At 73.6% G+C, this 25,802-nt stretch carries 24 protein-coding genes; 8 read left to right on the forward strand and 16 right to left on the reverse strand.

The features are described from left to right. Positions 1–69 precede the first annotated feature (69 nt). Positions 70–588, forward strand: a complete 519-nt coding sequence (locus tag AC0ZLC_RS12810) for a DUF6314 family protein (protein ID WP_476752049.1) — start codon at positions 70–72, stop codon at positions 586–588. Here the strand turns inward: AC0ZLC_RS12810 and AC0ZLC_RS12815 are convergent. Together AC0ZLC_RS12815 and AC0ZLC_RS12820 are read right to left on the reverse strand one after the other, a co-directional pair. Next, positions 524–1,114 carry a histidine phosphatase family protein gene (locus tag AC0ZLC_RS12815; protein WP_476752050.1) on the reverse strand — a complete coding sequence of 197 codons (591 nt, stop codon included), beginning with the start codon at positions 1,112–1,114 and terminating at the stop codon, positions 524–526. The genes AC0ZLC_RS12810 and AC0ZLC_RS12815 overlap by 65 nt on opposite strands. A gap of 105 nt (positions 1,115–1,219) precedes the next feature. Next, a complete protein-coding gene (locus AC0ZLC_RS12820; RefSeq protein WP_476752051.1) occupies positions 1,220–2,671 on the reverse strand; it encodes an aminotransferase-like domain-containing protein in 1,452 nt (483 codons plus the stop codon). On the opposite strand from AC0ZLC_RS12820, the gene AC0ZLC_RS12825 reads away from it, so the two are divergent. Next, positions 2,670–3,692 (forward strand): DMT family transporter, encoded by a 1,023-nt coding sequence (locus tag AC0ZLC_RS12825; RefSeq protein ID WP_476752052.1) that lies wholly within the window; start codon positions 2,670–2,672, stop codon positions 3,690–3,692. The two genes, AC0ZLC_RS12820 and AC0ZLC_RS12825, sit on opposite strands and share 2 nt — an antisense overlap. An 89-nt stretch (positions 3,693–3,781) precedes the next feature. Next, entirely contained in the window at positions 3,782–3,994 is a 213-nt protein-coding gene (locus AC0ZLC_RS12830; RefSeq protein ID WP_476752053.1) for a DUF1918 domain-containing protein, read from the forward strand. 220 nt (positions 3,995–4,214) lie between these two features. Here the strand turns inward: AC0ZLC_RS12830 and AC0ZLC_RS12835 are convergent, their stop codons facing one another. Continuing rightward, the gene (locus AC0ZLC_RS12835; protein WP_476752054.1) at positions 4,215–5,462 is read right to left on the reverse strand and encodes a glycoside hydrolase family 10-like protein; all 1,248 of its coding nucleotides are present in this window, start codon (positions 5,460–5,462) and stop codon (positions 4,215–4,217) included. Between the two features lie 168 nt (positions 5,463–5,630). On the opposite strand from AC0ZLC_RS12835, the gene AC0ZLC_RS12840 reads away from it, so the two are divergent. Beyond that, on the forward strand, positions 5,631–6,491 hold the full coding sequence (locus AC0ZLC_RS12840; RefSeq protein WP_476752055.1) for a 3-hydroxybutyryl-CoA dehydrogenase: 861 nt from the start codon (positions 5,631–5,633) through the stop codon (positions 6,489–6,491). Positions 6,492–6,789: 298 nt separating this feature from the next. Then, entirely contained in the window at positions 6,790–7,047 is a 258-nt protein-coding gene (locus tag AC0ZLC_RS12845; protein WP_476752056.1) for a hypothetical protein, read from the forward strand. Positions 7,048–7,069: 22 nt separating this feature from the next. Here the strand turns inward: AC0ZLC_RS12845 and AC0ZLC_RS12850 are convergent, their stop codons facing one another. The 10 genes from AC0ZLC_RS12850 to infC form a co-directional block, all read right to left on the reverse strand. Further along, positions 7,070–7,615, reverse strand: a complete 546-nt coding sequence (locus AC0ZLC_RS12850; RefSeq protein ID WP_358854678.1) for an NUDIX hydrolase — start codon at positions 7,613–7,615, stop codon at positions 7,070–7,072. A 196-nt stretch (positions 7,616–7,811) separates the two neighbouring features. Next, the gene (locus tag AC0ZLC_RS12855; protein WP_476752057.1) at positions 7,812–9,152 is read right to left on the reverse strand and encodes a transcriptional regulator; all 1,341 of its coding nucleotides are present in this window, start codon (positions 9,150–9,152) and stop codon (positions 7,812–7,814) included. 247 nt (positions 9,153–9,399) lie between these two features. Further along, positions 9,400–10,416 carry a PP2C family protein-serine/threonine phosphatase gene (locus AC0ZLC_RS12860; protein WP_476752058.1) on the reverse strand — a complete coding sequence of 339 codons (1,017 nt, stop codon included), beginning with the start codon at positions 10,414–10,416 and terminating at the stop codon, positions 9,400–9,402. 441 nt (positions 10,417–10,857) lie between these two features. Further along, positions 10,858–13,362, reverse strand: coding sequence for a phenylalanine--tRNA ligase subunit beta (pheT, locus tag AC0ZLC_RS12865; RefSeq protein ID WP_476752059.1), 2,505 nt, complete (start codon positions 13,360–13,362; stop codon positions 10,858–10,860). Further along, a complete protein-coding gene (gene pheS, locus AC0ZLC_RS12870) occupies positions 13,362–14,489 on the reverse strand; it encodes a phenylalanine--tRNA ligase subunit alpha (protein ID WP_476752060.1) in 1,128 nt (375 codons plus the stop codon). The genes pheT and pheS overlap by 1 nt, the downstream gene beginning before the upstream one ends. 179 nt (positions 14,490–14,668) lie before the next feature. Beyond that, positions 14,669–15,835 carry a sensor histidine kinase gene (locus tag AC0ZLC_RS12875; protein WP_476752061.1) on the reverse strand — a complete coding sequence of 389 codons (1,167 nt, stop codon included), beginning with the start codon at positions 15,833–15,835 and terminating at the stop codon, positions 14,669–14,671. A gap of 53 nt (positions 15,836–15,888) precedes the next feature. Then, entirely contained in the window at positions 15,889–16,746 is an 858-nt protein-coding gene (locus AC0ZLC_RS12880) for a TrmH family RNA methyltransferase (protein WP_476752062.1), read from the reverse strand. Between the two features lie 198 nt (positions 16,747–16,944). Further along, positions 16,945–17,328 (reverse strand): 50S ribosomal protein L20, encoded by a 384-nt coding sequence (gene rplT / locus AC0ZLC_RS12885; protein WP_358855979.1) that lies wholly within the window; start codon positions 17,326–17,328, stop codon positions 16,945–16,947. Positions 17,329–17,423: 95 nt separating this feature from the next. Next, positions 17,424–17,618 carry a 50S ribosomal protein L35 gene (gene rpmI / locus AC0ZLC_RS12890; RefSeq protein WP_003947156.1) on the reverse strand — a complete coding sequence of 65 codons (195 nt, stop codon included), beginning with the start codon at positions 17,616–17,618 and terminating at the stop codon, positions 17,424–17,426. A gap of 151 nt (positions 17,619–17,769) precedes the next feature. Continuing rightward, on the reverse strand, positions 17,770–18,474 hold the full coding sequence (infC, locus tag AC0ZLC_RS12895; RefSeq protein ID WP_358855985.1) for a translation initiation factor IF-3: 705 nt from the start codon (positions 18,472–18,474) through the stop codon (positions 17,770–17,772). A gap of 366 nt (positions 18,475–18,840) precedes the next feature. On the opposite strand from infC, the gene AC0ZLC_RS12900 reads away from it, so the two are divergent. Continuing rightward, positions 18,841–19,197 carry a DUF1844 domain-containing protein gene (locus AC0ZLC_RS12900; protein ID WP_476752063.1) on the forward strand — a complete coding sequence of 119 codons (357 nt, stop codon included), beginning with the start codon at positions 18,841–18,843 and terminating at the stop codon, positions 19,195–19,197. A 1-nt stretch (position 19,198) separates the two neighbouring features. On the opposite strand, the gene AC0ZLC_RS12905 is transcribed toward AC0ZLC_RS12900, so the two are convergent. Then, positions 19,199–19,933: an SseB family protein gene (locus AC0ZLC_RS12905; protein WP_476752064.1), complete on the reverse strand. Its 735-nt coding sequence runs from the start codon at positions 19,931–19,933 to the stop codon at positions 19,199–19,201. A 149-nt stretch (positions 19,934–20,082) separates the two neighbouring features. Between AC0ZLC_RS12905 and AC0ZLC_RS12910 the strand changes: the two genes are divergently transcribed. Further along, positions 20,083–21,039, forward strand: a complete 957-nt coding sequence (locus AC0ZLC_RS12910; RefSeq protein WP_476752065.1) for a serine hydrolase — start codon at positions 20,083–20,085, stop codon at positions 21,037–21,039. A gap of 123 nt (positions 21,040–21,162) precedes the next feature. Here AC0ZLC_RS12910 and mycP read toward each other — a convergent pair whose 3' ends face one another. Continuing rightward, positions 21,163–22,335 (reverse strand): type VII secretion-associated serine protease mycosin, encoded by a 1,173-nt coding sequence (gene mycP / locus AC0ZLC_RS12915; RefSeq protein ID WP_476752066.1) that lies wholly within the window; start codon positions 22,333–22,335, stop codon positions 21,163–21,165. Continuing rightward, positions 22,332–23,516 (reverse strand): hypothetical protein, encoded by a 1,185-nt coding sequence (locus AC0ZLC_RS12920; RefSeq protein ID WP_476752067.1) that lies wholly within the window; start codon positions 23,514–23,516, stop codon positions 22,332–22,334. The genes mycP and AC0ZLC_RS12920 overlap by 4 nt, the downstream gene beginning before the upstream one ends. A 1,007-nt stretch (positions 23,517–24,523) precedes the next feature. Between AC0ZLC_RS12920 and AC0ZLC_RS12925 the strand changes: the two genes are divergently transcribed. Further along, complete coding sequence (locus AC0ZLC_RS12925; protein ID WP_476752068.1) at positions 24,524–25,726, forward strand: amino acid deaminase/aldolase; 1,203 nt, start codon at positions 24,524–24,526, stop codon at positions 25,724–25,726. The last annotated feature ends 76 nt before the right edge of the window (positions 25,727–25,802 follow it).

Raw genomic sequence — 25,802 nt, forward strand, 5'->3', positions numbered from 1 at the left:
CAATGGGTTGCGCAGCATCGGATGTGCGCAGGCGTGTGCCGGGTCGGATGTGGCGGAGAGCAGGGCGGGATGGGCGAGTTCAGGCCGGTGGCCGACGTACTGGGTTACCTGGCCGGGAGCTGGCGGGTGGAGCGCCGGGTGGCGGACCTCGCGGCAGGCACAGAGGGGCGGTTCACCGGCACTACGGTCTTCTCACCGCCCGAGGACGGCAGCGACGGCCTCCTGCACCACGAATGCGGCACCTTCGTCTGGCAGGGCACTCCCCGTCCCGCCGAGCGGACGCTGTGGTTCCGGCCCGGGGACCGCGCGGGTACCGCGGTCGTACGGTTCTCCGACGGCCGCTTCTTCCACGACCTCGACCTGTCCACGGGCCGCCATGCCGCCGGCCACCCCTGCGCCGCGGACCTCTACCGGGGCGAGTTCACGGTCCACGACGCGGACCGCTGGCGGACGGTGTGGCGGGTGGGCGGCCCGGCCAAGGACCTCGTCCTCACCACCGACTACGTCCGCCTGCCAAGGGGGACTAGCCCTGGTGGCGCTCGGGCCCGGACTCCAGGCGCAGGTTCCAGCGCCCCTTGTGCCCGGTGACGGTGACCGTCGACAGGGGTCGGACGTCGATGTTCCAGTAAGCGGACGGCTGGGCCTGCAGGGCATGGACGAGGGCGGCCCGGACGACGGAGGGTTCGACCACGGCGACGATCCGGCCGCCGTCACCGACGGGCCGGGTGTCGAGCCAGTCGCCCACCCGGGAGACGAAGGACGCCAGCGACTCCCCGCCGTGCGGGGCCGAATGCGGGTCGGCGAGCCAGGAGTCGACGGCCTCGGGTTCGCGGGCCATCGCCTCGCCGAGCGTGAAGCCGCGCCAGCGCCCCATGTCGCAGTCGCGCAGCGCGACCTGGACGAGCGGCGCATAGCCGAGCGCGTCGCCGGTCGCCCTGCTGCGCGGGGTCGGCGAGCAGTAGCGCGACTCGGCGGCCGCCGGCGGCACGAGTCCGCCTGCGGCACGCTGCGCTTCGTCCCAGCCGGCCTGGTCCAGCGGCCGGTCGTCCTCGAAGCGCTCGGCGAGCAGCGCGGAGCTGCGCGCGGCAGCGACGAAGGTGACCCGAAGAGGCATGCGGCGATGGTGGAGCGCGAAACTTCGCAGGTCAAGAGGTGTAACTGAGGGTATTGACGGGATCACCCCCGAGGGCGCCGGCCGGAAGCGGCGTCCCGGTCCACCTCATTGATCCCCGGTCCGCCCGAGCACCTCGTCGCACGCCGCGCACAGTCGCCGTACGCCCTCGGTGATCTCTCCCGGGCCCGCGACGGCCGCGAAGCTCAACCGGAGTTGTCCGGCGGGCGGTTCGGCGCTGAAGTAGGGACGGCCGGGCGTCACGGCCACGCCCGCCCGCAGGGCCCCCGCGACGAGCGCGGCCTCGTCCGTGCCGTCGGGCAGGCGCGCCCAGAGCTGGTAGCCGCCGGACGGGATGTGCGGCAGGGCGAGTTCGGGCAGGTGGAGGCGGAGCGCCGAGGTCATGGCATCGCGCCGGTGCTTCAACTCGGCCGAGAGGGACCGCAGATGGCGCGGCCAGGCCGGCGAGCCGACGAGTTCCAGGGCCGCTTCCTGCAGGGGCCGCGGCACGAAGAAGGTGTCCACGACCTGGATGGCGCGCAGTCTTTCGAGGACCGGGCCGCGGGCGGCGAGCGCGCTCACCCGGAAGCTCGGCGAGGTGGCCTTGGTCAGGGAGTTCACGTGCACGACGACTCCGTCGGGGTCCTCCGAGGCGAGCGGCCGGGGCAGCGGGCCGGCGTCCTCGTGCGCCAGCCGCCGCACGAAGTCGTCCTCGACGACGAACGCCCCCGCCTCCCGGGCGATACGCAGCACCTCGCCGCGCCGCTCGGGCGCGAGGACCGCTCCGGTCGGGTTCTGGAACAGCGGCTGGCAGACGAAGACGCCGGCGCCCGTCGCCCGGAACGTGTCGGCGAGCAGGGCGGGTTGCACCCCGTCCGGGTCCACCGGCACCGGCACGGGACGCAGCCCCGCGGCGCGGGCGATCGCCAGCATGCCCGGGTAGGTGGGCGATTCGACGAGGACCGGCGCACCGGGCGGGGCGAGCGCGCGCAGCGCGGTGGTGAGCGCCGACTGGCCCCCCGCGGTGATCAGCACCTCCGCCGCGGAGACGGCCCCGCCGATGTACCGGGCGAACCACTCCCGCAGCTCCGGGAGGCCCTCGACGGGCGGCCGCCCCCAGACCCCGGGCCGCCTCCCCGCCCGGGACAGGGCGGCGCCCATCGCCCGCTCGGGCTGCAAGGAGGGATGGAGGTAGCCGCCGTTGAACTCGATCACGCCGGGTGGCGGGGCCGCCAGTGACACCAGCACGCCGGAGGCGTCCACGGTGCGCGGTACCAGTTCGGTGGCGGCGTCCGCGCTCAGCGCCACCGTCTGCCAGGCGGTGTCGCCGGCCGCGACGGGAGCGGTACGCGCCGCGGCCCGGAAGGCTCCGGCTCCCGGCCGCGTCACCACCAGCCCCTCCGCGGCCAGCTGCGCCAGCGCCCGCGACACGGTCACGGGGCTGACCCGGAACCGCTCGACCAGGGCCCGACTCGACGGCAGCTTTCCACCGGGAGAGTAGCGGTTCAGTTCCCGCCTCAGCTGATTCGCCAGTTCACCGACGCTGCTACGCTCTTGCATGACAGTACAGGATAGCGCTACCGCTCGGACTGCGATAGCGGTCAGCACGCCCGGCAGCTCGCCCACCGGCCCGCCGGACCCGCCCGGCAGCTCGCCCACCGGCCCGCCGGACCCGCCCGACAGCGCCCGCTCGGACCACCGGGGCGACGCACAGCAGCGGGGCGACGCCCGCACGGGCACCCTCCTGGCCGCCCTCGGCGTCACCGCCTTCTCGCTCACGTTCCCCGCCACCGCCTGGGGTCTGGAGGGCTTCGGCCCGTGGTCCCTCGTGGCGGTCCGCAGCGTCCTCGCGGCGCTGGTCGCGGGCGGCTGTCTGCTGGCGCTGCGCGTCCCGTTGCCCGTGCGGCGGCACTGGGCCGGGCTCGCCGTGGTCGCCGCGGGTGTCGTGCTCGGGTTCCCCCTGCTGACGACCCTCGCGCTGGAGACGGCCACCACCTCGCACGCGGCCGTCGTGGTCGGGCTGCTGCCGCTGACGACCGCCCTGCTCTCCGCGGCGCGCACCGGTGCCCGGCCCTCCCGGACCTTCTGGGCCGCCGCGCTCGCCGGGGCGGCCGCGGTGATCGCGTTCACCGTGCAGCAGAGCGGCGGGAGGCTGACCGGCGCGGACGCGTATCTCTTCGCCGCCCTGCTGGTCTGCGCTGCCGGCTACACCGAGGGGGGCCGGCTGGCCCGGGTCATGCCGGGGTGGCAGGTCATCGGGTGGGCGCTGGTGCTGTGTCTGCCGCTCTCCGTGCCGGGCGCGCTCATCGCGCTGTCGTACGAGCCCGTCCGGCTCACGGCGCACAGTGTTGTCGGACTGCTGTGGGTGGCGGCCGGTTCGCAGTTCCTCGGCCTGGTGGTCTGGTACCGGGGCATGGCCGCCATCGGGGTCCCGAAGGCCAGCCAGTTGCAGTTGGCACAGCCGTTGCTCACCCTGGTGTGGTCGGTGCTGCTCCTCGGGGAGCACCTCACCCCGGCGGCACCCCTGACAGCCGGGGCCGTGCTGGTCTGCATCGCGCTCACCCAGCGGGCGCGGGGCTGACCTCCGGCCACGGGCCGTGTCAACGGCAGCCGTCGGCCGTAGACTTGTCGCACGGACCAAATCCGGCACGTGACGAGGAGGCCCTCACGATGCGTGCAACCGTGGGCGACCAGTTGGTGACGCATGGCAGGATCGTCGGCCAGCACGACAAGGTCGCGGAGATCACCGAGGTCATGGGGGCGGAAGGCACTCCCCCGTACCGTGTGCGCTTCCAGGACGGGCACGAGGCAGTGATGTCGCCGGGCCCGGACTCCGAGATCCGCCACAGGGACACCATGGTCCAGCCGCACTTTCCGCAGTGACGGATCCGGCTCCCGCCACCCGGGCGCCGAACTGCGCGGCACCGCGCTCTCCCGCCGTGACCGATCCGGCTCCCGCGACCCGGGGGCCGAACCGCGGGGCAGCCGCGCTCTCCCGGCATGACCGACCCGGCTCCCGCCACCCGGGGGCCGAACCGCGGGCTGACCACGTCCGGCGGGCATCGGCCGGCCACCGGTGCGCCGTCGGCGGCACGGGCGCCCGCTACCGGCTCGGTCCCGGCCGTCCGTAGTGATCGGCGACCACCCGTGCCATCGCCCCGATCCGGTCCACGGACACCTCCTTGGCCGAGAAGAAGATGTGGCCGCGCACCCGAGGGTGGTCCCGGGCGAAGGTGAGGTGGCGGGACAGCTCGGCCGGGTCCTGCCAGGCCGCGGGCTGGGCCGGGTCGCCGGCCTTGTACAGCGCCTCGCCCACGTACAGCCGTACGCCGGTGCCCCTGACGGCCTCCGCCCACCACGGCACCAGCTTCGCGTAGTCGGCGGCGGCGAAGCCGATGTTCCAGTAGACCTGCGGGCAGATGTAGTCGATCCAGCGCCTGCGCACCCAGGTCCGGGTGTCCGCGTACAGATCGTCGTACGTCTGGACGCCGGCCCGGGTGTCCGAGCCGAGCGGGTCGCTCGCCGCGTTGCGCCACACGGCGAACGGGCTGATCCCGAACCGGGTACCGGGCCTCACGCGCCGGACGCGGGCGGCCGTCTCCCGCACCAGCAGGTCGATGTTGTGCCGCCGCCAGGCGGCACGGTCCGGGAAACCCGCGCCGTGGGCCGCGTACGCCGCGTCGTCGTCGAAGACCTGGCCCGCCACCGGATACGGGTAGAAGTAGTCGTCCCAGTGCACGGCGTCGATCTCGTACCGGCGCACCGCGTCGAGCATCGCGTCCTGCACGAACGCGCGCACCTCGGGCAGACCCGGGTTGTAGTACAGCTTCCCGCCGTACGGCACGACCCAGTCGGGGTGCAGCCGGGCGGGATGCGAGGCGATCAGCCGCGTCGGGTCGGTGTGGTTGGCGATCCGGTACGGGTTGAACCACGCGTGCAGTTCGAGCCCCCGGGCGTGCGCCTCCGTGACCGCCGTGCCGAGCGGGTCCCAGCCGGGGTCCCGGCCCTGGACGCCGGTGAGGTACTGCGACCAGGGCTCGTACGGCGAGGGCCACAACGCGTCGGCCGTCGGGCGCACTTGGAAGATCACGGCATTGAGGCGGCGGCTGACCGCCGTGTCCAGATGGGCCAGGAGTTCGGCGCGCTGCTCGGCCGCGGTGAGGCCGGCCCGCGAGGGCCAGTCGCGGTTGGCGACCGTCGCCAGCCACATGCCGCGCATCTCGCGCACCGCCCGCCTCCGCGCGCCCGCGCCTCGCGCACCGGGATCGGCCGCCGCGTCCCCCGCGGCCGGCAGGCCCGACAGCGTGGCCAGCGCGGCCACCGCGAACGCCCGACGTGACACCCGCCCCATCCGTGCACCCCCATACGCTGCGGATCCGCCCGGTCACGGATCGTTTCCCGGCCCAGCATGCCCGACCCGGACGATCGATCACCGGCACTTCCGGAGTAACGTGCTCGATCGGAGCAGGCACCGGACAACGGGGGACCTGCGGGCACGAAGATCAGCGAAAGGGACGATGTGACCGACATCGAACGCGTCGGAGTGGTGGGCTGCGGCCAGATGGGGGCGGGCATCGCCGAGGTGTGCGCCCGTGCCGGCCTTGACGTCAAGGTCGCCGAGACCACCGGCGAGGCGTTGGAGATTGGCCGTACCCGCCTGTTCAACTCCCTCTCCAAGGCGGCCGAGCGCGGAAAGATCTCCGCGGACGAGCTGCGGGCGACCCAGGACCGGCTCACCTTCACCACGGACCTCGGCGAGTTCGCCGACCGTGACCTGGTGATCGAGGCCGTCGTCGAGAACGAGCAGGTGAAGACCGAGATCTTCCAGATCCTCGACCAGGTGGTGACCCGGCAGGACGCGATCCTCGCCTCCAACACCTCCTCGATCCCGCTGGTGAAGCTGGCCGTCGCCACCTCGCGTCCCGACCAGGTCATCGGCATCCACTTCTTCAACCCGGCGCCCGTGCAGCAGCTCGTCGAGCTGATCCCGGCGCTGACCACCTCCGAGGGGACCCTCAGCCGGGCGCAGGTACTCGTCGAGAAGATCCTCGGCAAGCACGCGATCCGCGCCCAGGACCGCTCCGGTTTCGTGGTCAACGCGCTCCTCATCCCCTACCTGCTCTCGGCGATCCGGATGTTCGAGTCGGGCATCGCGAGCCGCGAGGACATCGACAACGGCATGGAGCTGGGCTGCGCCCACCCGATGGGTCCGCTCAAGCTGTCCGACCTGATCGGCCTGGACACGGTGGCCTCGGTCGCGTACTCGATGTACGAGGAGTACAAGGAGCCGCTGTACGCCGCTCCCCCGCTGCTCCAGCGCATGGTCGACGCGGGCCGGCTCGGCCGGAAGACGGGCTCCGGGTTCTACACCTACTCCTGAATCCGTTCCCGGGTCGTCCCCGGTACCGGGCGAAGGCGCTCGATCCGGCCACCTGCGTCCGGTCTCGGCCATGGCGGCGCGATCACCCCACCTCACTCGCGCCCGCGAACACGCTCCGTCACCATGGGGCGGGAAGCGGGCCCGGCTCTCCTTCGCGAGCCGGGCCCGCTCCATTCACACACCGTGTGCGCGCCGGGCTCGCATATGCCCTTCGCACACGCTCCCCGCGCACCCACCAGGCGAGTTGACTTTCCGTGCGCAGGAAGGGGATGTGATGACTACGCAAAGGAGCGATCACGTGACCGTCGACCGGGAGCATCCCGTGGTCCAGGGGGAACTCGCAGAGTTACGGCGCCGCCTCGACGTGGCGCACGCGCGCGTCGAGGGAGGGCTGGCTCTGCTGAGTCACCGTGCCGAACAGACCGCCAAGGAGCTCGACGACCTGAGCGCACGGGTCGTCGCCCTCGAACACTCCCGCTGGCCGCTGCCCGCGGTCGCGGCCGTCACGGCCGTGGGCGCACTCGTCGTGGCGATCTGGCAGGCCCTCGGCCGCTAGGGCCACAGGACGCCCGGGGGGATCAGGGCACGGCGTCCTGACCGAGCCTCAAGTGGTGCAGGAGAAGCAGTGCGGCCGCCATGTTGGCGGCCGGGACCTCACCGCGGGCGACCATGTCCGGGACGAGTTTCAGGGGAACCCATTCCCGGCGGTCCGATTCGAAGTCGTCCACGGGGTGCCCGATGTACGTGCCTTCGTCGGCCCAGTAGATGTGGTGCCTGGCGTCGGTGAGCCCGTTGCAGGGCTCGACGCTCATCAGACGGCGCAGGGGTCCCGGCCGCCAGCCGGTCTCCTCCTCCAGTTCGCGGGCCGCCGCGACGGCGATGTCCTCGCCGTCCTCGACGACGCCCGCCGCCAGCTCCCAGCCCCAGCTGTCGGTGATGAAGCGGTGCCGCCACAGGAGCAGTACCTCGTTGGCCTCGTTCACCACGGTGGCCACGGCCACGGGCCGCAGCCTTATCAGGAAGTGATCGAGATGCCGGCCGTCCGGCAGCTCGACATCTGCGAGATTGACGCTGAACCAGCGGTTTTCATACACAGTTTGTTCGTTCTGTTTCGTCCACTGCACGGTTCTGCCACCTTCCGCCGAGTAGATGGCAATATCGCAGCAGGAGCGTCGTGGCAGCAGGCTCGCGGCAGTTGGCTCACGGCGCGGCGGCAGGCGCGGTGCTCCGCGCGCGGGAACGGACAGCCCGTCTCCCCGGCACGGCATGAGGTGCTCCCACGGGCTCCCCGCGGGCGTGCGGCAGGGTGGCCCGGGTCCTCTACAGCGGTACGCGCAGGGCCCCGTCGATGAGTTCGGCGGCCTCGGCCGTACCGGCGCAGCCGCTGGTCACCAGGTGTTCGCGTACCGCCCGCAGTCTGTCGCGCAGTCGCTGGGACTCCATCCCCCGCGCCTGCTCGGCCATCTGGACCGCGGTCGCCACCGCCTTGTCGGCGTTGCCCTGGCGCAGCTCGATCTGGCTGAGCATCGCGAGCCGGTGCACCCGCCCCCGGTCGTGCGCCGGCGTGTCCACCGCCGCCGCGGCGTGCTCGGCCGCGGCCACCAGGTCCCCGAGACTGAGCAGTGCCTCCGCCACCTGTACGTTCACCAGGCCCGGTTGGACATAGCCGGTCTCGTCGGGCTCGTAACCGCGCCGGATGCGCTCGGCCGCCAGTTCGGCCCGCCGGATGCAGGACAGCGCGCTGCTGCCGTCGCCGAGATGCGCGTACGCCTTGGCCTGCATCGCATAGAGGTCGGAGGCGAGCGCCGGGGTGATGTGCCGGCCCGCGGCACGCAGCGCGGCCTCGGCGAAGGCGACGGCCTGCCGGTACTCCCGCATGAACAGCGACTGGTTGACGAGCAGCGCTATCACGTAGGCACCAAGTCCCCGGTCCCCGCTGGCCTTTGCCAGGCGCAGTGCCTGGTGGAAGTAGCGCTGGGCGAGTCCGTGCGCGTCGGAGTCATAGGCGCAGATGCCCGCGACGGCGACCAGCCCGCCGGTGGCGCGGTGGAGTTGACGGCCGGTCTCGTCGGTGTAGCTGCCGCGCAGCAGGGGCGCGGTCTCGGAGTTGAGGAAGCCGACGATCCGGGTGCGGGTCGCGACGCCGCCCGCCTTGCGGTACATCTGCTCGTAGTGGGCGCGGGCCGCGCGGAGCATCTCGATGTCGGCCATCTTGACCCGGTGGCGGCCGCCGCGCGAGACGTCGACGTCCTCGGGCGGGTTCTCCCACTCCCACACGGGCATCACGGCGGGCGTACCGGTGACGGCCGGGGCGCCGAGGATGTGCGGCCGCTGCTGTTCGTCGGAGCGCCACAGAGCCGTGGCCCGTTCGACGAAGCCGGAGAGCGAGGTGGCGTGCGGGACGGAGGGTTCGCCGGGCACCCCGAGACCGATGTCGTCGAGCGTGACGGGCCGGTGCAGTCGGCCCGCGAGCACCTCGCAGATCAGGTCGGGCACCTGGCCGCGGGGACGCTGCCCCTTCAACCACCGCGCCACGGCCGTGTGTTCGTACCGCAGTGCGAGGCCGCGCGCCCGGCCCGCCTGGTTGACGTGCGCGGCGAGACCCGCGTGGGAGATCCCGGCCTCGTCGAGAATCGCGTCGAGCAGAGTGTTGGGCTGCATGGAGGCCCTCCAATGGCTCGGTGTCGACAGCGTAGTGCGTCCGGCTTCACACGGGGTGTGATCGGAATGCCCGAATCCACGCAGTGCACGCGCTGTTGCGGAGCGTTTCGGGCCGCTTGACTGAATTGCCTCGCAAGAGGCCGGGCGGGCCGCCGGCTCCCCCTCGTACAGTGCGGCGGCCCGCTTCCGCGCCGTCCGCCCGGCCGCCTGCCCGACACTCCGCGGCGGGGCGGACGGCGCGCCGAGCTCACACGACGGGGTGTGCGCGGTGGCCCACGGGCTCGCCCTGGCGCGGGGCGGGTTGACGGGTGTTGTGGAGTACGAGCAGCGCCGCGTCGTCGGTCGGCGGGCCGCCGCTGTGGCGCCGCAGCCCGGAGAAGACGGCGCCCAGCACGGCCTGGGGTGAGACGGGCCGCGTACGGACGCACTCGGCGAGCGCGGCGGACAGCGAGAAGAACCGGCCACGGGCGTCCCGCGCGTCCTCGACCCCGTCGGTGTGCAGCACGAGGGCGTCACCGGGCAGCAGCCGCCCATGGGCTGACGGCGTCAGATCGGCCGGGAGCGGGAACGGGCCGAGCGGCGGCAGCGGTTCGCCGCACGAGAGCGGCTCGACCCGGACGGCCGCTCCGCCCTGGGCCGGGTCACCGCGCAGCACATAGGGCCAAGGGTGACCGCAGTTGAGGACACGCAGCTCGCCGTCGCGGCGGATCTCCAGGAGCAGTACGGTGACGAACTCCTCCGCGACCGGGCTGTCGGGCTCGGAACCCGCCGCGGGATGCTCGGCTCTCGCCCGCTCCCGCAGATGCCGGGCCAGGGCACGGTCGAGCCGCGTAAGCACCCCGGTGAGGTCGGGTTCGTCGTGCGCGGCCTCGCGGAAGCTGCCTAGGACGGCCGCGGCCGTCGTGAGGGCGCCGAGGCCGTGGCCGCGGACGTCCCCGATCACGGCCCGTACCCCGTGCTCGGTGGCTGTCACCTCGTACAGATCGCCTCCGACGACGGCGCCGCGCTCCGCGGAGAGCTGGGCCGCGGCGATGTCGAGGCCGCCGATCCGCGGGGGCGGCGGACGCAGCAGGACACTCTGCGCGGCACCGGCGACCTTGCGGATCTGCCGGAGCTCGCGCAGCAGCGTCCGCCGGACGTGGACGACGAGCCCCGTGCCTACGACGAAGAACACGGCGCTGGTGACGATCCGGGCACCGAGCCCGGTCTGCTGGGCGAGCGGGCAGCTCAGCTTGTACGTGACGGCGCCGGCGCCCCAGAGCATGGGGAGCCCCATCGACAGGGCACGGCGGACGGTCCGGCGCGCGGGCTGCCGGCCGGTCCGGCGGACCGCACGGGCCAGCCGCGCTCGTGGCCCGGCCCGGCGGACCGCGCGCGTCAGCCGGGTCCCCGGCTCGCCCCGGCGGCCCCGCGCCGGGAGAGCCGTCCGCCCCGACGGCCGGGAGTGCCTCCGGGGCCACGCCCTGCGGACCGCCCCAGCCTTGATACGGATCATGCCGACGGCCCCCCATCAGGCCCTGACTGCGCAGAATGGCCCGGGGTGTCCGTCGACACCCCCGGGGCCGGTCCGATTCTTTCGACCGCATGCCCCGATCGGACCAGATCGCCCGCAGTTGTCACCCGAACGAGTGAGGGGCACATCCGGCAATCCGGACGTGCCCCTCACTCACCGTCAACCTGGGTCACCAGCGGTGACCCAGCACGGTCACGCCCCGCGCAGCACCGCCCCGGTGCGCTCGGCCGCCAGGGCGACGGCCGCGTCACGGGCCGCGGAGGCCTCGTCCACGGTCAGGGTGCGGTCGGCGGCCCGGAACCGCAGCGCGTAGGCCAGGGACTTCATCCCCTCACCGAGCTGCTCGCTCTCGTAGACGTCGAACAGCCGGACGGACTCCAGGAGTTCACCGGCGCCCTCACGCAGCGCCGCCTCCACGTCCGCGTGGGGGACGAACTTCTCGACGACCAGCGCGACGTCCTGGGTGGCCACCGGGAACGACGAGATGTGCGGGCCCTTCGGGAGCCCCGCGCTCGCCTGCTCCAGCGCGTCCAGGTCCACCTCCGCCGCGCAGGTGCGCGCGGGCAGGCCCAGCGCCTTGACGACCCGCGGGTGCAGCTCACCGGCGTACCCGACGACCTGCTCGGCGCCGTCGATCACCACGGCGAGCTCGGCGCAGCGGCCCGGGTGCCACGGGCCGTACTGGCCGGTGCGGACGAGGAGTTCGGTGCCCGTCTCCCGGGCCAGGGTGCGTGCCGCCTCGACGGCGTCGGCCCAGTCGGCCGGCCGGCCCTTGTCCCACCAGCCGGCCTGCTCGCGGGCGCCCGCGAGGACGACGGCGGCGTGCCGGGGCTGGACGGGAAGCGCGGCGGTCAGCGACGCGATCTCCTCGTCGGTGGGGCGGCGGTCGACGGGCAGCCGCACCGCGACGCGCTGCTCCTCGCGCGGGTGGAAGACGAGACCGGTCTCGAACAGCGCGAGGTCGTGGCTGCCCCGGCCGTCGTTGCGGCGCAGCGCGCCGAGCAGGCCCGGCAGCAGCGTGGTGCGGAGCGCCGGCTCCTCGTCGGAGAGCGGGTTGGCCAGCTTGACGACCTTTCGCTTGGGGTCGTCGGCGTCCAGTCCGAGCTGGTCGAAGACGTGCTCGCCGAGGAAGGGGTAGTTCGGCGCCTCGACGAACCCGGCGCCGGCCAGCGCGCGGCCGAACCGGCGGTGCGTGCGCTGCCGGTCGGTGAGACCGCGGCCCGCGGGGGGCTTGGGCAGGGTGGAGGGCAGGTTCTCGTAGCCCTCGAGCCGGATGACCTCTTCCGCGAGGTCGTTCGGGTCCGTGAGGTCGGGACGCCAGGAGGGCACGGTGACGATCAGCTCGTCCTGCCCGTAGACGTCGCAGCCGACCTCCTGGAGGCGGCGCACGACGGTCTCGCGGCCGTACTCGACGCCCGCGACCCGGTCCGGGTGGTCTGCCGGGATCGCGATGGTGTGCGGCGCGGACGGGGCGATGATCTGCGTGACACCCGCGTCGGCGGTGCCGCCGGCGAGGAGGACGAGCAGGTCGACGGTGCGCTGCGCGGCGGCCGCGGCGGCCTCGGGGTCGACGCCGCGCTCGAAGCGCCTGGACGCCTCGGAGGCCAGCTTGTGCCGGCGGGCGGTGCGCGCGACGGAGATCGCGTCGAAGTGCGCGGCCTCGACGACGACCTCGGTGGTGGTGCCCTCGGTGTCGTCGATCTCGGTGTCGGCGCCGCCCATGACACCCGCGAGGCCGATCGGCCCGCGGTCGTCGGTGATCACCAGGTCCCCGGCGTCGAGCGTGCGCTTGACGCCGTCGAGGGTGGTGAGCCGCTCGCCCTGCTCGGCCCGGCGCACGCCGATCGCGCCCTGGATGCGGGAGCGGTCGTACGCGTGCAGGGGCTGGCCGAGTTCCAGCATCACGTAGTTGGTGATGTCGACGGCGAGCGAGATGGGACGCATCCCGGCCTTCTGCAGGCGGCGCCGCAGCCAGATCGGGGAGCGCGCCTCGGGGTCGAGGCCGGTGACCGTGCGGGCGGTGAAGCGGTCGCAGCCCCGCGGCTCCAGGACGCGCACCGGGTGCCCGAACGCGTTCGGCGCCGGCACGTCGAGCAGCGCCGGGTCGCGCAGCGGCAGTCCGTACGCGATGGCGGTCTCGCGGGCCACGCCGCGCATCGACAGGCAGTAGCCGCGGTCGGGCGTAACGGCGATGTCGAGGACCTCGTCGACGAGCTCGAGCAATTCGATGGCGTCGGTGCCGGGCTCGTACTCCGGCGGCAGCACGATGATGCCGTGCGAGCCGTCGTCGCCCATGCCCAGCTCGTCGCCCGAGCAGATCATGCCGTGCGAGGTCTTGCCGTACGTCTTGCGCGCGGCGATCGCGAAGTCGCCGGGCAGCACGGCGCCGGGGAGGACCACGACGACCTTGTCACCGACGGCGAAGTTGCGGGCGCCGCAGACGATCTCCTGGGGCTCACCGGTGCCGTTGGCCCGGCCGACGTCGACGGTGCAGAAGCGGATGGGCTTCTTGAAGCCCTCCAGTTCCTCGATGGTCAGCACCTGGCCGACGACGAGGGGGCCCTTGAGGCCGGTGCCGAGCTGCTCGACCCTCTCGACCTCCAGGCCGGCGGAAACGAGTCTGGCCTGCACGTCGCGGCCGGTCTCGGTGGCCGGCAGGTCGACGTACTCCCGCAGCCAGGAAAGCGGGACCCGCATCAGATCTCCATCCCGAACGGCCGGGTGAACCGGACGTCACCCTCGACCATGTCTCGCATGTCTTCCACGTTGTGGCGGAACATCAGCATCCGCTCGATGCCGAACCCGAAGGCGAATCCGCTGTACTTCGACGGGTCCACGCCGCAGGCGACGAGGACGCGCGGGTTGACCATGCCGCAGCCGCCGAGCTCGATCCAGCCCTCGCTGGAGCAGGTGCGGCAGGGCCGGTCGGGGTTGCCGACGGACGCGCCCCGGCAGACGTAGCAGAGCATGTCCATCTCGGCGGACGGCTCGGTGAAGGGGAAGTAGTTCGGCCGCAGCCGGGTCTTCATGTCGGCGCCGAAGAGCGACTGGACCATGTGGTCCAGGGTGCCCTTGAGGTCGGCCATGGTCAGGCCCTCGTCGACGGCCAGCAGCTCGATCTGGTGGAAGACCGGGGTGTGCGTGGCGTCCAGCTCGTCCGTGCGGTAGACCCGGCCGGGGCACACCACGTAGACGGGCGGCTCACGGTCGAGCATGGCGCGGGCCTGCACCGGCGAGGTGTGCGTGCGCAGCACGACACCGGACTCGTCGCCGTCCGTGCCCCGGGGGCCCTGGACGAAGAAGGTGTCCTGCATCTGCCGGGCCGGGTGGTCGGGCGTGAAGTTCAGGGCGTCGAAGTTGAACCACTCCGCCTCGACCTCGGGGCCTTCCGCGATCTCGTATCCCATGGACACGAAGACGTCCGCGACCCGCTCCATGAACGTGGTCAGCGGGTGGCGGGCGCCGGCCGGTACGCGGTCGTACGGCAGGGTGACGTCCACCGCCTCCTCGACCAGGACCCGGGTGTCGCGCTCGGCCTCCAGCTCGGACTGGCGAGCGGCGAGGGCCTTGTTCACGGCGCCGCGGGCCTGGCCCACCCGCTTGCCGGCCTCGGCCTTGGCGTGCGGGGGCAGCGCGCCGATCTCTCGGTTGGCGAGGGCCAGCGGCGAGGCGCCGCCGGTGTGGGCGACCTTGGCCTCCTGGAGCGCGTCGAGGTCGCCGGCGGCCGCGAAGGCGGCGAGCGCCTCGTCCCGCATGCGCTCGATCTCTTCCGGTTTCAAGGCCTCGACCTCTACAGGGTCGTACGACTTATTCGGTGCCGACATCTCTTCCCGTGCTTCCGGTTGGCTGGCGGATGGTCCCCGTCCCGACTCGGGGGGACGCATCGTCCCTGAAACGGGGACGCAAAGGTGCCAAAGGCCGAGTCTAACGGGGGTGGGAGCCTCTCCCCGACTGGGCGTCCGGGCAGGCTCGCTGCGGCTGCGCCCGTGGGACCCGTGCGGCGCTAGAGGAGGTACGCCGGGGTGCCCACGGGCAGCGTAAATCGGAACTCGGCGCCGCCGCCGGGCGCGCGGCCTACGGTGATGGTGCCGCCGTGGGCCTCGACGATGCCCTTGACGATGTAGAGCCCGAGCCCGGTGCCGCCGCGCTTGCTACCCCGCCAGAAGCGGGTGAAGACGCGGTTCATGGACTCCTCCGGGATGCCGGTGCCCTCGTCGCTCACGGTGACCGACGTGGCTGCGTGCGCCGTGCCGTCGTCGTCCGCACGGTCGCGCGGGGACGCCGAGGGCGTGACGTCGATGGTGACGGTTCCCTCGCCGTGGCGCACGGCATTTTCCAGGAGGTTGCTGAGCACCTGGTCGACCTTGTCGGGGTCGGCCCACAGGTCGGGCAGCGGATGCCGGATGCGCAGCAGGAAACGGTCGGCGGGCTGGCCGGCGGCGACGTACGCCTGGATGTGGCGGCCGACGGCGGCGCCGATGTCGACGGGCTGGCGGCGCACTTCGAGGCGCCCGGAGTCGATCCGGGAGATGTCGAGCAGCTCGGCGATGAGCCGGGTCACGCGGTCCGCGTCGGCGTCCACCGTCTCCAGCATCAGCTTCTTCTGGTCGTCGGTGAAGCGCTCCCATTTGGCGAGGAGGGTCGCGGTGAACCCCTTGACCGAGGTGAGGGGGGAGCGCAGCTCGTGGGCGACGGTGGCGATCAGCTCGGCGTGACTGCGCTCGGTGCGGCGGCGGGCCTCGGTGTCCCGCAGACAGACGATGACGCGGTGGACGGGGCCGGTGGGTCCGGTGCGCACGTAGCGGGCGGAGACCAGCACCTCGCGCCCGCCGGGCAGCAGCAGGTTCCGCTCGGGCTGTCCGACCCGGATGGCGAGGCCGCCGTACGGGTCGGTGAGCTGCCACCAGCGGCGGCCTTCGAGGTCCTCCAGCGGCAGGACCCGCTCCAGGCGGCGCCCGAGGGCGTCGGCGGCGGGCACCGCGGTGATCCGGGCGGCGGCGGCGTTGAAGCAGATCACGTGGCCGTGCTCGTCGGCGACGACGAGTCCGTCCGGCAGGTCGTCCGGGCCGATGCCCGACTCGGCTCCGAGTTCGGCGAGTTCACCGCGCCGGGCCGCGGGGGTGCCGCGCAGGTCCCGTGCCCCCGGTGCTCTCCTCGTGCCGACACCCATCCCCGTACCCCACCTCTCGTCCGGCGCAGTGGGCCCCCGAGCCCGTCACCCTACTAGCTCTCGGTGACGGAGCGGCACCCTCCGGAGGCGCGCTGTGCACGGGCGGACGCGTAGAGACATACGGCTGCGGCGGTGGCGAGGTTCAGACTCTCGGCCCTTCCGTGGATCGGGACGCGCACCACGGCGTCCGTCAGGGCGCGGGTCTCCTCCGGGAGCCCCCAGGCCTCGTTCCCGAACACCCAGGCGGTGGGCCCGCCCATGGTCCCCTTGTCCAGCTCGTCGTCGAGGTCGTCCTCTCCCGCCCCGTCGGCGGCGAGGATGCGCACGCCGGCGTCCTTGAGCCCCTGGACGGCCCGCTCCACAGGCACGCCGACGGCGACGGGCAGGTGGAACAGCGAGCCGACGGAGGCCCGTACGGCCTTGGGGTTGTACAGGTCGACGGACGCGTCGGTGAGCACGACGGCCTCGGCTCCGGCGGCGTCCGCGCAGCGCAGGACGGTCCCGGCGTTCCCCGGGTCCCGCACGTGGGCCAGTACGGCGACGAGCTTCGGCCGGGCGGCCAGGATCTCCTCGAAGGGGGTGTCCAGGAACCGGCAGACGCCGACGAGCCCCTGCGGGGTGACGGTGGTCGAGATGTCGGCGATCACGTCCTCGTCGGCGAGGTGCAGGCGGGCGCCCGCGGCTCGGGCGTCCCCGACGATGTCGGCGTACCGGTCGGCCGCCTCCACGGTGGCGAACAGCTCCACGAGCGTGGCGTCGCGGCCGGGCCGGTGCGCCGCCGCCTCCCGCACGGCCTGCGGCCCCTCGGCGAGGAACAGCCGCTCCTTGCCCCGGAAGTTCCGCCTGGCCAGCCGCCGTGCGGCGGACACACGCGGCGAGCGCGGAGAGATCAACTCGGTGGCGGCGGGCATGGGTTCACCTTCGGGATTCATGGAGGGTGCGGAGTCTTCCCCGGCAGTGCGGGGACGTCTTCCCGGCCGCGGCGGTGAACCCGGCGGTGCCGGACCGGCGCACCCGGGGCGGTCGCGGCGGCTCCGGACGCAGTCGGACCCGCAGGCCGTGACGGCCTGCGGGTCCGATGCACTACCGGCTCACGCCAGCGCCAGGTGTCAGGCGGCCTTCGGCGCGTTGACGTCCGACGGCAGCGCCTTCTGCGCGACCTCGACGAGCGCGGCGAACGCGTTGGGGTCGTTGACGGCCAGCTCCGCGAGGATCTTGCGGTCCACCTCGATGTTGGCGGCGTTCAGACCCTGGATGAGGCGGTTGTACGTCATGCCGTTCTGGCGGGCCGCAGCGTTGATGCGCTGGATCCACAGCCGACGGAAGTCGCCCTTGCGCTTCTTGCGGTCGTTGTAGTTGTAGACGAGGGAGTGGGTGACCTGCTCCTTGGCCTTGCGGTACAGGCGCGAACGCTGACCGCGGTAGCCGGAGGCCGCCTCGAGGATCGCCCGGCGCTTCTTGTGGGCGTTGACTGCCCGCTTGACGCGTGCCACTTTTTAACTCCTTGTAGCGGGGCCGTGGATGTGGTCACACGGCCCGAAATCGATAGGGTCCCGGTCCAGACGCGGGGCGCGTGGGCGCCCGTACGTCACTTGCCGAGAAGCTTCTTGATCTTCTTGGCGTCGCCCGGGGCCATCTCGGCGTTGCCGGTGAGGCGACGCGTCAGTCGGGACGACTTGTGCTCGAGCAGGTGGCGCTTGCCGGCACGCTCGCGGAGCACCTTGCCGGAGCCGGTGATCTTGAAGCGCTTGCTGGCACCGCTGTGCGACTTGTTCTTCGGCATAGCGCCGTTCTCTCCTCGTCAGTGGCGCTCCGGTGCCCGGTCGCGAAACCGGGCACGTCAGAACGTCATGTGTATGGATTGACATCCCAGAACTGCCGCCCCTGGGCCCCCGGACTCTCGTCCTGGGTGCCCCGGGGCCGTCGCCCTGGGATCAGGCCTCGGCGGGTGCCTCGGCCGGAGCCTCGTCGGTCTCGACGTCGTCGGTGAGGTCCTCACCGTCGATGTCGCTCTCCGCGGCGTTCTGCGACTTGCCCGGATTGGCCTTCGCTTCCGCCTTGCGGGCCGCCTGGGCCTCGCGGGCCTCGGCCATCGCCTCGGTCTTCTTCTTGTGCGGGCCGAGAACCATGATCATGTTTCGGCCGTCCTGCTTCGGGCTCGACTCGACGAACCCGAGGTCCTCGACGTCCGAAGCGAGACGCTGCAGCAGTCGGTAGCCGAGCTCCGGCCGGGACTGCTCGCGACCACGGAACATGATCGTGATCTTGACCTTGTCGCCCTGCTTGAGGAACCGGACGACGTGACCCTTCTTCGTGTCATAGTCGTGCGGGTCGATCTTCGGCCGGAGCTTCATCTCCTTGATGACCGTGTGCGCCTGGTTCTTGCGCGCCTCACGGGCCTTCATGGCCGACTCGTACTTGAACTTCCCGTAGTCCATGAGCTTGCAGACGGGCGGGCGAGCTGTCGCCGCCACCTCGACCAGGTCGAGGTCGTACTCCTGAGCAAGCTCAAGGGCCTTGGCAAGCGGAACAATCCCGACCTGCTCGCCGCTAGGACCGACAAGTCGCACTTCGGGAACGCGAATCCGGTCGTTGATGCGGGGCTCGGCGCTGATGGATCCTCCTCGGTAGCACCACACGGCGGTCTGGCGGACAGCCGCGTATGTCTCTGATGACACTGGGACCAACCATCGCGGGACATGAAAAATGCCCCGGACGGGACACAGGCGGGGCTCCAAGGACTACCGGAGCACCGCCGCGGTCAACCGCGGGGCGCACTTCGGGCGACTCCATCGTCCGTACGGAACGATGGGGGCCGCCTGACCGGGTGACCCGCCGTCCCGGGGGACAGTCGGGTGGGAGTTCGGAGCCTCCACTTGTGGGCCGGAACACAGGAGTGTCCGGCCGGTCGTTACACAAGGTTAGCAGCTCCGGCGGGACACGGCTAACCGGGGCGGCGGGGGCTGCGTCGGGAGCACGTCCGGCGTGGACCTATCGTGGGAGGTATGAGTGAGACCCCTCCCCAGAACCCCGACTTCGACACCATGACCCGCGACATCGCGGAGGTCCCCGCGGTAGAGGTGATCGTGACGGTCGCCGTCAACCTGATGAGCGCCGCCGCCGTGAAGCTCGGTCTGACGGAGGAGGGCGAGGAGCACAAGGACCTGGACGAGGCGCGCAAGCTGGTGCACGCGCTGGCCGGGCTGCTCGACGCGAGCGCGACCGAGATCAGCTCCTTCCACGCCGCGCCGCTGCGCGACGGCCTGAAGTCGCTCCAGCTGGCGTTCCGTGAGGCGTCGCTCGTCCCGGACGAGCCCGGCCAGGGCCCGGGCGAGAAGTACACGGGTCCTGTCTACGGCTGATTCACGCGTCCCGTACGTACAGGGGCTCGCCCGGAAGCGTCGCCTCGGCCGGCAGCAGTGCCAGGTCGAGACCGCGCACCAGGCGGGCCCTCAGTGTCTCGTCGGCCGCCAGCCGCCCGGCGATCGCGCGGACGGCCTCGGCGGGCGCCGCGGACGGATCGAGGACGAGGGCGAGGGTGCCGTCCCCGCGGCCGGGCCCGAGGTGGGCGCGGAGCACGGCGGGCTCGGCGGCCAGCGCCGTGCGTACCGCCCCGGCGACGGCCGGGTCGCGCAGCGGGTCCGTGTTCGTCCGCCCCTCCGCGAGCGCGAGCAGCGCGGGGCCGGTCAGCTCGTAGGGCACCGGTCCCGCGAGGTCGAGCAGCAGCGTGTCGGCCTTCTCGTGCGCCGCGGCCCGCAGCGCCTGGTGCAGGGGTACGGCGACGGGGCGGGCCTGCGGGTCCCAGCGGGCGAGCGACTCGGTGGAGGTGAACGCGGGCAGGGCCGTGCGGTTCCCGGCCTTCAGGGTCGGCACCGCCATGTCGCTGGTCTTCTCGTGGCGCAGCCCGTTCTCGTCCTGCTCGACCTCGCCGAGGACGGCCACCACGGGCACGAGCAGCCGGGCGCCCTTGAGTGCCTCCAGGACCGGGGTCACGGCGGTGCGGTCCTCGGCCCAGGCCGCGAGCGCCGCGCTGAGCCGGGGATCGGCGGAGCCGTCGTCGTCGGAGAAGCCGGGGTCGGGAATGTTCTTGTTCGCCACGGTCACGACCCTATCGGTGGGGTGGGGCCGGGAATCCGCGGCCCCGGCGCCCCGGCGCGAGCGCCGCTCACACGTTTCTCAGATTTCCCTGACGCGTGTCTCACCTCCGTCCCACGGTGTGCACAGGCCCGGCGCCCAGCATCCCGGGCATGGACTCCCACAGAGCTCGCCTGCGTGTCCGGCCGGGCGGACGCCGCCCCCTCCTCTGCACCGTGCTGGCGTCCGCCGTGCTGGTGGGTGCCACGGCGGCGGGCACCGCCCACGTGAAGGCCCAGGCGCACGCCGACGCGGGGGTCGTCGCGTCTTCGGCGTCGTCCACGGCGTCGCCGGCGACCGGTGAGGAGGCGTCGGTGGAACACGCGTCGGAGCCTTCGGCGGACCGGGACGCGCTGCTGGCCGGGGCCATGCGGTCGGTGACCGTCGAGGACACGGCCGACGTCTCGGTCGCCGTGCTGGACGTGGCGTCCGGTGCGGGCGCGGCGTACGGGGACGGCGCCTTCGACACGGCCAGCATCGTCAAGGTGGACATCCTGGCGGCGCTGCTGCTCCAGGCGCAGGACGCGGACCGGCGGCTGACGGCGCGGGAGCGGACGTACGCCACCGCGATGATCGAGGACAGCGACAACGCGTCCGCGACGGCGCTGTGGAACGCCATCGGGGGCTCGGCCGGTCTCGATGCCGCCAACCGCCGCTTCGGGCTGACCGGGACGACGGGCGGGGACGGCGGCCTGTGGGGGCTGACGCGGACCACGGCGGCCGACCAACTCGTCCTGCTGCGCCAGGTGTTCGGGGACGACTCGGAACTCGGCAGTGCCTCGCGGACATATCTGCGGACGCTGATGGGCCGGATAGCTGCGGGGCAGCGCTGGGGTGTCTCGGCGGCGGCCTCCGCCCCCGAGTCCGGGTGGGCGCTGAAGAACGGGTGGCTGGCGCGCAGCACGACCGGACTGTGGGACGTCAACAGCATCGGACGGATCACGGTCGACGGGCGCGACTACCTGGTGGCGGCGCTGTCGTACGGCAGCTCGACGAAGGCCAGGGGTGTCGCGCTGGTGGAGGCGGCGGCGAAGGCGACGGTCTCCGCGTTCCGGGACACGGACGCGTAGCGCGGGCGGAGCGGGGCGCGGACGCGCGCCGGGCGCCCGCGGCGGGGGCGCGGTGCCCGCCGCCGGAGGCTTCCCGGGAGTGCAACCCCCCGCGTCTTGCGGGAAGCCGTACCCAGCGTCTTCCTAGGCGTCGTACCCGCGTGAGCCCCTGCGTCCGCGCCACAGGACGACCGACGCGGCGAGCAGTGCCGCGCCGAGCCCGCCGGCGAGCGGCCCCACCCAGCCGGCGGAGCCGTCGTCCGCGGCGGTGTCGGGGCCCGGCCCGAAGTACTCCTGGCCGTACGCCGCCGAGCGCGGCCCCTCCGGTGCGAGCCGGCCGCCCGCCTCGATGGCGGCGGCGGGGTCGACGAAGCCGAAGCCGCGGGAGTCGTCGCGGCCGCCGACGGGGGTGTTGCGGGCGGTGTCCTCCAGGAGCTGTTTGATCTGGGCGGGGGCGAGGCCCGGGTGCGCGGCCCTGACCAGGGCGACGGCACCGGAGACGAAGGCGGAGGCGGCGCTGGTGCCCCAGCCCTCGTAGTACTTGTCGTCGGGGTCGGCGATCACGACGTCGACGCCGGGGGCGCTGACGGTCGCGTACCAGCGGCGGGTGGAGAAGGAGGCGCGGGAGCCGACCCGGTCGACGGCGGTGGCGGCGATCACGCCGGGATACGCCGCGGGATACGAGATGTGGTCGCCCTTCTCGCCGCCGTTGCCGGCCGAGGCGACCACCACGGCGCCCTTCTCGAGGGCGTACTGGACCGCCTCGTCCTCGGCCGGTTCGGGGTGGGCGGACCTGGAGTCGTCGCCGAGGGACAGGTTGATGACGTCGGCGTCGTGGTCGGCGGCCCAGCGGATGCCCTCGGCGAGGGCGTTGCCGCGGGTGTTGCGGGCCTTCCCACGGGCCGGGTCGCCGTCCTCGAGGATGACCCGGACGGGGAGGATCCTCGCCTCGGGGGCGATGCCCATGACGCCGTCGCCGTTGCCCGTGCCGTGTCCGTGGCCGGCGATGATCCCGGCCATGGCGGTGCCGTGCCTGGCCCAGGCACGGTCGCCGCGGCGGGCGCCGAAACCGACCATGTCCTTGCCGGTGAGGACGTTGCCGGCCAGGTCCGGGTGCTCGGCGTCGACGCCGGTGTCGAGGACGGCGACGGTGATGCCCGCGCCCTTGGTCGTGCGCCAGGCCTGCTCGGTGTGCAGGGCGTCGAGGGCCCACTGCTGGGCGCGGATGCCGTCGGCGTGGGCGTTCGTGGCGGGCAGCACGGCCAGGGAGCCGGCGAGGAGCACCGTGAGGAGCCGGGCACCCAGGGTGTGGTTCATGACGGGCTCTCCGTCGCCGGGGTGACCTTCTTGCGCAGGCTGCGCTCGACGCGGTCGGCGAGGCCCTGTGCCTCGTGGCCGAGGCCCGCCTGGGCGGGGGCCGTGGTGGCGCCGGACCCGGTGGCGTCCGCGGCGGGCTGCGGGGTCGCGACGGTGCGGCCGTCGGCGAAGCCGGAGACCGCGAAGACGACCACGGGGGCGTCGGTGAGGACCGACACCGTCCAGGACGCGCGCTGCGAATCGCCGAAGCCCGCGGCAAGGGTGTTCTTCGGAGCGTACGAGCGGGGCACGAGGTCGGTGCGCCGGTCGAGTCCCTCCCGCCGGAAGCGGTTCTTCAGGGAGGTCATCGCAGCGGCGTCCGCCTTGGTGAACAGCAGTCCGACGGTGGTGACATGGCTGCGGGTCGCGTCCGTGTAGGTGGCGCGCAGGAGCCGCAGGCAGCCGACGGGGGCGAGGGCCTTGCGCAGCAGCGGGTCGAAGGCGTCCGCGCAGCCGCCGTCGGGGGCGACGCCTATCCGCGTCCAGGTCCGGTCGGCGCCGCCGGGTCCCGCGCCCTCGCCGTTCACGGTGGGCGGGAAGAGCCGGTCGACGGGGACGCTGTGCCACAGGCCGCCGGCCGCCGCGAAGGCGCCCGGCGATCCGGCCTCCGCGGCGCTGTCCCCGGTCAGCCAGCTGCCGGTGGCCGCGCCGCCGATGAGCCCGAGGCCGAGGACGACGCAGGCGGCGGCCGCCAGGGCGCGGGGCCGGGTCCGCCGGCCGGCCGGGCGCACGGAGTCGTCGTACGTCTCGGGCTGCCCGAACGAGACGAAGGGGCGCGGGGTCGTGGCCTCGCGGAGGCCCTCGTCGCGCACGGGCCGCAGCCGCCTGGTCGTCTCGCCCGGGGTCTCCCCGGGTACGGCGGGGCGACGGGGCGGGGCCGCGGGGCGGGCCGGGGTGCCGTGCCCGCGGAAGCCGCCGGAGCCGGTGCCCGTCCCCGGGGTGCCGTGCCCGCGGAAGCCGCCGGAGCCGGTGCCCGTCCCCGGGGTGCCGGCGGGCGGCGCGTCGGGGAAGCGGGCCGAGGCCGGTGGCGGCGGCGGGGCCGACGCGGCGCCGGGGGCCGGTGCCTCCGGACGGCTTCGGGGCGCCTGCGGCACGTCCGCCGGGGGCACCGGGCGCCGGGGCGCCGTGCGTCCCGTCGGCACCCTCGGCTCGTCCGCCGACGCGCTGTGTCGGGAGGGCGCGAGCTCTTCCGGGGTCCTGCCGGGGCCCTCCTGCGGGGTCGCCCTGCCCGCGGCCGGCGTCGGGCGGGCGGGGGCCGGTGGCCGCCGGTGCCCCGGTCCGTCGAACCAGCCGGCGGCCGGGTCACCTCCCGGGGTCCTCGCGGGGGCGGACGGCTGCCGCCGCTCCGGCGAAGTCACCGTGCCGGACGCGAAAGCAGCCGCCTGCTCCGGGGCAGGCGTCCGCCCCCGCCGACCCTCACCGGGAACCCACGCCGACGGCTGGGACTCGTGGAGCGACCGGTCCGCCGTACCGGGCACAGCAGCAGCCACCCCCTCCGAAGCAGGCGTCCGCCCCGGCCGACCCTCACCGGGAACCCACGCCGACGGCTGGGACTCGTGGAGCGGCCGGTCCGCCGTACCGGGCACAGCAGCAGCCGCCCCCTCCGGGGCGGGCGTCCGCCCGGGCCGCAGCTCCCCGGGGGCCGGCATCGGCGGCTGCGGCTCGTACGGGGGCCGGGGCGGAAGGTTCGTCGCAGGGCGGTGCGGGGGCGCCGGGCGGGAGGCGGGCATTGGTGGGACGGCGGGCGCGGAGGCGTGGCCGGGCCGCGGCGCCGGGGTGTCGTCGGCGGTGAAGTCCTCGCCGGGAGGGGACGGCGGACGGGGCGGTGCGGGCGGGCGCGGCGGAATGGACGCGCGGCGCGCTTCCGTGCTCATGCACCCCCCCGTTCCTCGTCCCGGGCCGTCGGCCCGCGTCGGAGTTCGTGCGGGTCGCTGCACACGTGCGGAGAGGAACCCGTCCGACCCGGGCAGGCATACCCGCGCGGACGCGCCGTCACCCGGCCGAGACCGGCCCGGCGAGGTCGTTCCTCCCTGCGTGCGCGTCACTCTACGGGTTGACACGGGCCCGGCGGGAACCAGTCCGCGGGCCCGGGGCATCTGCCCGGAACGTCCCCCTACCCTGCGGTAATCCTGTCTGGCAGGCTGCGTTCATGACTGCCCGCGCCGCAGACCGGGCCCGCTACGACCGGGCCACCGCTCACCTCGACGCCCCTGTCGCGATCGTGGACCTGGAGGCCTTTGACGCGAACGCCGACGACCTCGTCCGCCGCGCCGCCGGCAAACCGATCCGGCTCGCCAGCAAGTCCGTACGCTGCCGTGCCCTGCTCGAACGGGTCCTCGGCCGCGACGGATTCGCGGGCCTGATGTCCTTCACCCTCGCCGAGTCCCTGTGGCTCGCGCGCTCCGGCTTCGACGACGTCCTGCTCGCCTACCCCTCGGCCGACCGCGCGGGCTACGCCGAGCTGACCGGCGACCCCAAGCTCGCGGCGGCCGTCACCGTCATGATCGACGACCCCGCCCAGCTCGCCCTGATCGACGCGGCACGGCAGGGCGGCACCGAAGTCGTCCGGGTCTGCCTGGAGCTGGACACGTCGTTCAGACTGCTCGGCGGCCGGGTCCGGGTCGGTGCCCTCCGTTCCCCGCTGCACTCGGCGGCCCAGGTCGCCGAGTTGGCCCGCTCGGTGGCTCGGCGGCCCGGCTTCGAGCTGGTGGGCATCATGGCGTACGAGGGGCACATCGCCGGGGTGGGCGACTCGCTCGCCGGGCGTCCGGTGCGCTCGCGCGCCATCCGGCTCATGCAGGCCGCGGCCCGCAGGGAGTTGGCGCAGCGCCGTGCCGACGTGGTGCGCGCGGTGCGGGCCGTCGCGCCGGACCTGGAGTTCGTCAACGGCGGCGGCACGGGCAGTGTGCAGCACACCGCGGCCGAGGACGCGGTGACCGAGATCGCCGCCGGGTCGGGACTGTACGTGCCGCGGCTCTTCGACAACTACACGTCGTTCACCGGCCGTCCGGCGGCCCTGTTCGCCCAGCCGGTCGTCCGCAGGCCGGGCGTCGGGGTCGTGACGGTGCTGGGCGGCGGATATCCGGCGTCGGGCGCCCCCGGTCCCGACCGGCTGCCGGTGCCTCACCTCCCGGAGGGGCTGAGGTACGACCCGCAGGAGGGACCGGGTGAGGTGCAGACTCCGCTGCTCGGCTCCCCGGCGGACGACCTGCTCATCGGGGACAAGGTGTGGTTCCGGCACGCCAAGGCGGGCGAGCTGTGCGAGCGGTTCGACACGCTGCACCTCGTGGAGGGCGACGCCGTGACGGCGGCCGTCCCGACGTACCGCGGTGAGGGCCGGACCTTCCTCTGACCCGGTGGGGCCCTGCTCGCGACCCTCGCCCGCCCGGGGCGCCCGCGCGCCCCTGCCACGCCCGGTGCCGGGGCCC

The organism is Streptomyces sp. GLSS-08, from assembly GCF_056387915.1.

Bases quoted from the DNA above. Each gene is read 5' to 3' on its own strand.
- pheT (WP_476752059.1), bottom strand. From the start codon at position 13,362: ATGCGGGTCCCGCTTTCCTGGCTGCGGGAGTACGTCGACCTGCCGGCC.
- AC0ZLC_RS12925 (WP_476752068.1), top strand. From the start codon at position 24,524: ATGACTGCCCGCGCCGCAGACCGGGCCCGCTACGACCGGGCCACCGCT.
- AC0ZLC_RS12810 (WP_476752049.1), top strand. From the start codon at position 70: ATGGGCGAGTTCAGGCCGGTGGCCGACGTACTGGGTTACCTGGCCGGG.
- AC0ZLC_RS12855 (WP_476752057.1), bottom strand. From the start codon at position 9,152: ATGCAGCCCAACACTCTGCTCGACGCGATTCTCGACGAGGCCGGGATC.
- AC0ZLC_RS12880 (WP_476752062.1), bottom strand. From the start codon at position 16,746: ATGCCCGCCGCCACCGAGTTGATCTCTCCGCGCTCGCCGCGTGTGTCC.
- AC0ZLC_RS12830 (WP_476752053.1), top strand. From the start codon at position 3,782: ATGCGTGCAACCGTGGGCGACCAGTTGGTGACGCATGGCAGGATCGTC.
- AC0ZLC_RS12900 (WP_476752063.1), top strand. From the start codon at position 18,841: ATGAGTGAGACCCCTCCCCAGAACCCCGACTTCGACACCATGACCCGC.
- AC0ZLC_RS12910 (WP_476752065.1), top strand. From the start codon at position 20,083: ATGGACTCCCACAGAGCTCGCCTGCGTGTCCGGCCGGGCGGACGCCGC.
- AC0ZLC_RS12815 (WP_476752050.1), bottom strand. From the start codon at position 1,114: ATGCCTCTTCGGGTCACCTTCGTCGCTGCCGCGCGCAGCTCCGCGCTG.
- pheS (WP_476752060.1), bottom strand. From the start codon at position 14,489: ATGTCGGCACCGAATAAGTCGTACGACCCTGTAGAGGTCGAGGCCTTG.
- AC0ZLC_RS12875 (WP_476752061.1), bottom strand. From the start codon at position 15,835: ATGGGTGTCGGCACGAGGAGAGCACCGGGGGCACGGGACCTGCGCGGC.
- AC0ZLC_RS12835 (WP_476752054.1), bottom strand. From the start codon at position 5,462: ATGGGGCGGGTGTCACGTCGGGCGTTCGCGGTGGCCGCGCTGGCCACG.
- AC0ZLC_RS12860 (WP_476752058.1), bottom strand. From the start codon at position 10,416: ATGCTCTGGGGCGCCGGCGCCGTCACGTACAAGCTGAGCTGCCCGCTC.
- rpmI (WP_003947156.1), bottom strand. From the start codon at position 17,618: ATGCCGAAGAACAAGTCGCACAGCGGTGCCAGCAAGCGCTTCAAGATC.
- AC0ZLC_RS12825 (WP_476752052.1), top strand. From the start codon at position 2,670: ATGACAGTACAGGATAGCGCTACCGCTCGGACTGCGATAGCGGTCAGC.
- mycP (WP_476752066.1), bottom strand. From the start codon at position 22,335: ATGAACCACACCCTGGGTGCCCGGCTCCTCACGGTGCTCCTCGCCGGC.
- AC0ZLC_RS12820 (WP_476752051.1), bottom strand. From the start codon at position 2,671: ATGCAAGAGCGTAGCAGCGTCGGTGAACTGGCGAATCAGCTGAGGCGG.